Annotated in this window: 6 protein-coding genes and 1 tRNA gene; 2 read left to right on the top strand and 5 right to left on the bottom strand. The window is 62.7% G+C overall.

Annotated features, from left to right (window positions below; translation table 11 throughout):
• Positions 1–15 precede the first annotated feature (15 nt).
• From AX724_RS16500 to AX724_RS16485, 4 genes are all read right to left on the bottom strand, one after another.
• Positions 16–654 (bottom strand): DUF2238 domain-containing protein, encoded by a 639-nt coding sequence (locus AX724_RS16500; RefSeq protein WP_066768317.1) that lies wholly within the window; start codon positions 652–654, stop codon positions 16–18.
• 6 nt (positions 655–660) lie between these two features.
• Positions 661–1,686 carry an aspartate-semialdehyde dehydrogenase gene (locus AX724_RS16495; RefSeq protein WP_066768315.1) on the bottom strand — a complete coding sequence of 342 codons (1,026 nt, stop codon included), beginning with the start codon at positions 1,684–1,686 and terminating at the stop codon, positions 661–663.
• A 112-nt stretch (positions 1,687–1,798) separates the two neighbouring features.
• Positions 1,799–4,018 carry a S9 family peptidase gene (locus tag AX724_RS16490; RefSeq protein ID WP_066768307.1) on the bottom strand — a complete coding sequence of 740 codons (2,220 nt, stop codon included), beginning with the start codon at positions 4,016–4,018 and terminating at the stop codon, positions 1,799–1,801.
• A gap of 115 nt (positions 4,019–4,133) precedes the next feature.
• A tRNA-Val gene (locus AX724_RS16485) sits at positions 4,134–4,208 on the bottom strand.
• A 137-nt stretch (positions 4,209–4,345) separates the two neighbouring features.
• Here AX724_RS16485 and AX724_RS16480 point away from each other — a divergent pair.
• Entirely contained in the window at positions 4,346–4,474 is a 129-nt protein-coding gene (locus AX724_RS16480; protein WP_066768304.1) for an entericidin A/B family lipoprotein, read from the top strand.
• Positions 4,475–4,489: 15 nt separating this feature from the next.
• On the opposite strand, the gene AX724_RS16475 is transcribed toward AX724_RS16480, so the two are convergent.
• Positions 4,490–4,678, bottom strand: coding sequence for a hypothetical protein (locus tag AX724_RS16475; RefSeq protein WP_066768303.1), 189 nt, complete (start codon positions 4,676–4,678; stop codon positions 4,490–4,492).
• 173 nt (positions 4,679–4,851) lie between these two features.
• Between AX724_RS16475 and hslV the strand changes: the two genes are divergently transcribed.
• Positions 4,852–5,418: an ATP-dependent protease subunit HslV gene (gene hslV / locus AX724_RS16470; RefSeq protein ID WP_066768325.1), complete on the top strand. Its 567-nt coding sequence runs from the start codon at positions 4,852–4,854 to the stop codon at positions 5,416–5,418.
• Positions 5,419–5,499: the final 81 nt, after the last annotated feature.

Genomic DNA, 5,499 nt, shown 5'->3' with positions numbered 1-5,499 from the left:
CCCGCCGATATGGCGTCAGTCGCGCCGGCGCAAGAGGAGGAGCACCGCCAGCAAGCTTCCGACCTGGGCGCAGGCCATGTCCTTCTGCGCATCCCACATGTCGCCCTGCTGGCCATTATAATAGTCTGCCGTGTCGCTTGCGGCCACTATCGTCAGCAGCCATTCGAACATCTCGTAGATCGCACTGCCAAGACCAATGGCGGCAAAGGCAAAGGCGACGCTCCAGCGCGCCGTCAGCCCGCCATGCCGCCGCGCTAACTCAGCGGCCGGTAAGGTCACAAGCAAGCCGAACGCGAAATGCACCAGCCGGTCGTAACCGTTTCGCGGGGCATCCAGATGACTGGCGAGACCGGTGCCGAACAGCCGCCGCAGCCAGTCGTCATAGGGGACATAGCTGTATATCCATCGTGCGCCCAGGGTGTGCAGCAGCAGGAACAGGAGGATGCAGCCGGCCGCACCGGTCGACATCGGCCATCGTTTGAGCGCAAAGGGCGCGGCCATCAGCAACGCCACGGTCGGCCCATGCTGCAATGGCGCAAGGTCGGGATAGGGTTGCGCCACATTGGCCAGCGCAACCGCGATCGAGAGGATCAGGATCATCCGGCGCTGCGCGAGGGGAAGAGCCTTCCACGTCGCGACAGCGCCGGCAATCATCGGGCGTCAGCCCTTTTTAAGGTGCCGGCGGCCGAGCAGCTCGGCAATCTGCACCGCGTTGAGTGCCGCGCCCTTGCGGAGGTTGTCGCTGACGCACCAGAGCGAAAGGCCGTTGTCCACGGTCGAGTCCTCGCGCACCCGGCTGATGAAGGTCGCATAGTCGCCCACGCATTCGACCGGGGTGACGTAGCCGCCGTCCTCTCGCTTGTCGACCAGCATGACGCCCGGCGCTTCGCGCAGGATGTCCTGCGCTTCCTTGGCCGAAATCTCGTTCTCGAACTCGATGTTGATCGCCTCGCTATGGCCGACGAACACGGGAACGCGCACGCAGGTTGCCGTCACCTTGACCTTGGGGTCCAGGATCTTCTTCGTTTCCGCGACCATCTTCCATTCTTCCTTGGTCGAACCATCGTCCAGGAAGACGTCGATGTGCGGGATGACGTTGAACGCGATCTGCTTGGAGAACTTCTTCGGCTCGGCCGGATCCCCCACGAAGATGTTGCGGCTCTGCTCGAACAGTTCGTCCATGCCCGCCTTGCCCGCGCCGGAAACCGACTGATAGGTGGCGACGACCACGCGCTTGATCTTGGCGGCGTCGTGCAAGGGCTTCAAGGCCACGACCATCTGCGCGGTGGAGCAGTTGGGATTGGCGATGATGTTCTTGGCGCGATAGCCGCCGATCGCATCCGGGTTCACCTCGGGAACGACCAGCGGCACGTCCGGGTCCATGCGATAGAGCGAGCTGTTGTCGATCACCACGCAGCCTGCCGCCGCCGCCTTTGGCGCATATTCCGCCGTCGGGCCGCTGCCCGCCGCGAACAGGGCGATATCCCATCCGGTGAAATCGAAATGCTCGATATTCTTGCATTTGAGCGTCTTGCCGGTGTCACCGAAATCGATTTCGGTGCCCTGCGACCGGGACGAAGCAACCGCCGCGATCTCGTCAATCGGGAACTCGCGCTCGGCGAGAATGGTCAGCATCTCGCGGCCCACATTCCCGGTGGCTCCCACGACGACGACCTTGTAACCCATGACTCAACACTCCACTCATGCAATGATTTGCGGGGCCGGCGCATAACGCCCTTGCGCCATTTGTCCAGACACATGGGCTTTGTCGCGCCCAATCGCCACTTTGCCGACCCTTTTATTGCGCGCCGGGGGCGACACCGCGCCGCGCAAGAAAGTCCTCGATCGTGCGCCAGAGGTGGACGCTGATCTTTGGCCCGCCCACCCGGTGCGTCTGGCCCGGATAGACCATAAGTTCGAAGGGGACAGCAGCGCCCTGCATTTTCGCCATCAGCGCGGTCGAATTGTCGAACACGACATTGTCGTCCGACATGCCGTGGATCAGCAGCAGCGGGTCGCGGATTTTCACCGCATCCTCCACCGCGTCCGAACCGGGATAGGCGCTGCGCCGGTCGCCCGGCTGGCCCAGATAGCGTTCGGTATAATGGGTGTCGTATAGCTCCCACTTCGTCACGGGCGCGCCGGCTATCGCGGCGGAAAAGACACCAGGCGCCTTCTCCAGCAGCTTCAACGACATATAACCGCCATAGGACCAGCCATAAGTCGCGATCCGCTGCGCATCGACGAACGGCTGGGCCTTCAGCCACTCGACGCCCCTCAACTGGTCCTCGACCTCCACAGTGCCCATCGCATGATAAAGCTGATCCTCGAACGCCTTGCCGCGGTCGGGAGTGCCGCGATTGTCGATCGAGAAGACGATCCAGCCGCGGTCAACCAGATACTGGTTCAACGCCCCGGACCATGTGTTGGTCACCTGCCGCCCCGCGCCTGGCCCGCCATAATGGATCATGAAGACGGGGTAGCGTTTTCCCGGCTCCAGCGGTGGTGTCATCATCTTTGTGTAAAGCGTCGATCCGTCCGCCGCCTTCACCGTGCCGAATGTCGTCTTCGCATGGCCGGCGACATAGGGAGCATAGGGATGGCTGCCCGTCAGCGCGTTTTCCGAAAGCCATCGCAGCTGCTTGCCGGCACTGTCGGTCAGATAGACCTGCTTGGGCTGATCGCTATTCTGCCGCGTGACGATCACCCGGCTTGCCGCGCCGTCCATCACCGCGTCATTCCACCAACCCTGCTGCGTCAGCGGCCTTGCCGGCGCGGCCTTGCCGAGCGGCGTCACATAAAGCTGCTGCTCAAGCGGGGTCTCCCGGTTGCCGGTGAAATAGACAAGGCCCTTGTCCTCATCCACGCCCACGACGTCGCGGACTTCCCAATCGCCGCTGGTGACTGTCGTCCATTTCGCCCCATTGACGCGATACAGATGCCCGTGCCCTGATTTTTCCGACCACCACAGGAAGCTGCCATCCCTGAGCGGACGGAAATTGTCCGACAGGTTGATCCAGCTTTTCGCCGTCTCCGTCAGGACGACCTTCGCCTTGCCTGTTGCGGGGTCGACCGCCAGCAGGTCGAGGCGCTTCTGGTCGCGGCTTTCCCGCTGCACATAGAGTGTCCTGCCGTCCTTCGCCCAGTTCACCCGTGCCAGGTAGACGTCCTTGTCCGTGCCGAGGTCGACCTTCACCGGCCCCGATCCGTCCGCTTTCATGACATAGAGGTCGACGATCGCGTTGGGCGTTCCGGCGGCGGGATAGCGCTGCTGGTAAACCTTGGTCCCTTCCCCGCCGATTGCCGTGCGGGTGACGGTGCCGACCGGGCTTTCATCGACCCGGGCAACCGCGATCTGCGCGTCGTCGGGCGACCACCAATAGCCGGTGCGCCGGTCCATTTCCTCCTGCGCGACGAACTCCGCCACGCCCCAGCTGACGGTATCACTCGCGCCTTGCGTGATTTGCCGCTCCGTACCGCCTATCGGCTGAACGAATAGGTTGCCGCCCCGCACGAAGGAGACGAAGCCACCCTTTGGGCTGACCACGCCGTTCAATTCGCCATCGGGCGTGTCGGTCAGGCGGGAAACCTTGCCGTCCAGGCCGGCGAGATACAGGTCGCCATCGACCGGAACCAGTATAGTCTTCCCGTCCGGTGACCAGTCATAGCTGGTAATGCCCGTGCTGCCCGCGACGCTCCGGTCCCGCTCGCGCTGCATCTTTTCCGCTTCGCTCAGTTCAGCGCCGCTTCCGGTCTTCCGGGAATCGACCAGCATCCGTTCCTTGCCCGTGCGCGTGTCGATCGCCCAGAGATCCAGCCGCTCCTTCTCGTCCGCCCGGGGCTTGAGCAGCGTCACCAGCGACCCGTCGGGCGACAGTTTCAGGGCGCGCGGCTGCGGTCCGGCAAGGTCGGGGCTCGCGAAAACCCGTTCCAGCGTCAGCTGCTCCTGCGCCTGTACCGCAAAAGAGATCGGGAAGAGCGCCAGCAGCGCCGCGCCGGCTTTCAGATAGGGGGGCATCGTCATCCTTTCAGGGCAGCGCTGCACGCGGCCACGTTGCCGAAACGCTTAGCGCGGCGGGTCGGAAAAGATCAATGCCGGGAAATAATCTGTCCTGCCATGCCCTGCCGGGTCATGGTGGGCGCGACAGGGATTGAACCTGTGACCCCACCCGTGTGAAGGGTGTGCTCTACCGCTGAGCTACGCGCCCCCTTGTTAGGAGGAGGCGGCCATTGGCATTGCCGGCGCGCCCTGTCAAGCGATCAGAAGCGAATTGGCGCCAAAGGCTTTTCCAAGCGGCGGATGAGTGCCAATAGGATGTCACACCCTTAAAGGAGCTTGTGCTTCATGCGTCGAACCCGCGCCATTTTGATCGGAACTCTGCTCCTTGCAACGCTTGCCGCCTGCAACACGGTCCAGGGTGTAGGCCGGGACATCGAATCGGTTGGCCGGGCCGGCAAGGAAGTCATCCACTAGGACGCTTCCGCGTCCTTACTGGAGAATCGTCCCCGTCCCGCTCGCGCTCTTCAGCAATTGGACGCCATCGCATTCTGGCTCCCCGCAGGTGCAGGCTTTTACAGTGTAGCGCACCCCGCACATCACGAGCACATCCCGGTCGAACGAATAGTTTGAAATTCCGGCCCGTTCGACCTTTTCCTGAGCCCGTGCCTTCAGGGACATGCTTGCCGCTCCACTCGAATAGCCGATGAATGATGATCCGTTGTGCAGTGCACAATGTCAACTGAACCATGTTTGTTCCACGCCCGTCTGTCACAAAATGGTAGCTGATTTGACACGGTCCGTCGCAAACCGCCGATCTTGCGGCAGCGTGGCGTTCGCCCCATATGGCTGCCATGAATGATCAACGCAGTTCTTCCATGCCGGTCTGGCATGGCACCACCATCATGTCGGTCAGGAAAAACGGGAAAGTCGTCGTTGCCGGCGACGGCCAGGTGTCCATGGGCCAGACTGTCATGAAGCCCAATGCAAAGAAGGTGCGCCGCCTGCACGACGGATCGGTCATCGGCGGGTTCGCCGGTGCGACCGCTGACGCCTTCACCCTGTTCGAGCGGCTGGAAGCGAAGCTGGAACGCCATAACGGCCAGTTGATGAGGGCCGCCGTCGAACTCGCCAAGGACTGGCGCACCGATAAATATCTCCGCAACCTGGAAGCGATGATGATCGTCGCGGACAAGGATGTGACGCTGATCCTGACTGGCAATGGCGACGTGCTGGAACCGATCGGTGGCGTCGCGGCGATCGGTTCGGGCGGCAACTATGCCCTGGCGGCCGCCCGTGCGCTGGTGGATTATGAGGCCGATGCAGAAGCCCTCGCCCGCAAGGCGATGGCCGTCGCTGCCGACATCTGCGTCTATACCAACGATCAACTGACGATCGAGATGCTGGATAGCGCCGCCTAGTTTGAAGCCCCTCCCTTCCAGGGGAGGGATTGGGGTGGGCAGCGACCGCAGTAAACGCCTGGCCTAACCCCGACGAGAGAG

This window comes from Sphingobium sp. CCH11-B1 (genome assembly GCF_001556865.1).
Classification (GTDB): domain Bacteria; phylum Pseudomonadota; class Alphaproteobacteria; order Sphingomonadales; family Sphingomonadaceae; genus Sphingobium.
Note: the sequence above shows the minus strand (reverse complement) of the source record. Positions and strands in the feature narration are given on the sequence as shown.

What these genes read in the sequence shown, in the direction of transcription:
- AX724_RS16500 (WP_066768317.1), bottom strand. Translation starts at nt 654, where the DNA reads ATGATTGCCGGCGCTGTCGCGACGTGGAAGGCTCTTCCCCTCGCGCAG.
- AX724_RS16475 (WP_066768303.1), bottom strand. Translation starts at nt 4,678, where the DNA reads ATGTCCCTGAAGGCACGGGCTCAGGAAAAGGTCGAACGGGCCGGAATT.
- AX724_RS16480 (WP_066768304.1), top strand. Translation starts at nt 4,346, where the DNA reads ATGCGTCGAACCCGCGCCATTTTGATCGGAACTCTGCTCCTTGCAACG.
- hslV (WP_066768325.1), top strand. Translation starts at nt 4,852, where the DNA reads ATGAATGATCAACGCAGTTCTTCCATGCCGGTCTGGCATGGCACCACC.
- AX724_RS16495 (WP_066768315.1), bottom strand. Translation starts at nt 1,686, where the DNA reads ATGGGTTACAAGGTCGTCGTCGTGGGAGCCACCGGGAATGTGGGCCGC.
- AX724_RS16490 (WP_066768307.1), bottom strand. Translation starts at nt 4,018, where the DNA reads ATGCCCCCCTATCTGAAAGCCGGCGCGGCGCTGCTGGCGCTCTTCCCG.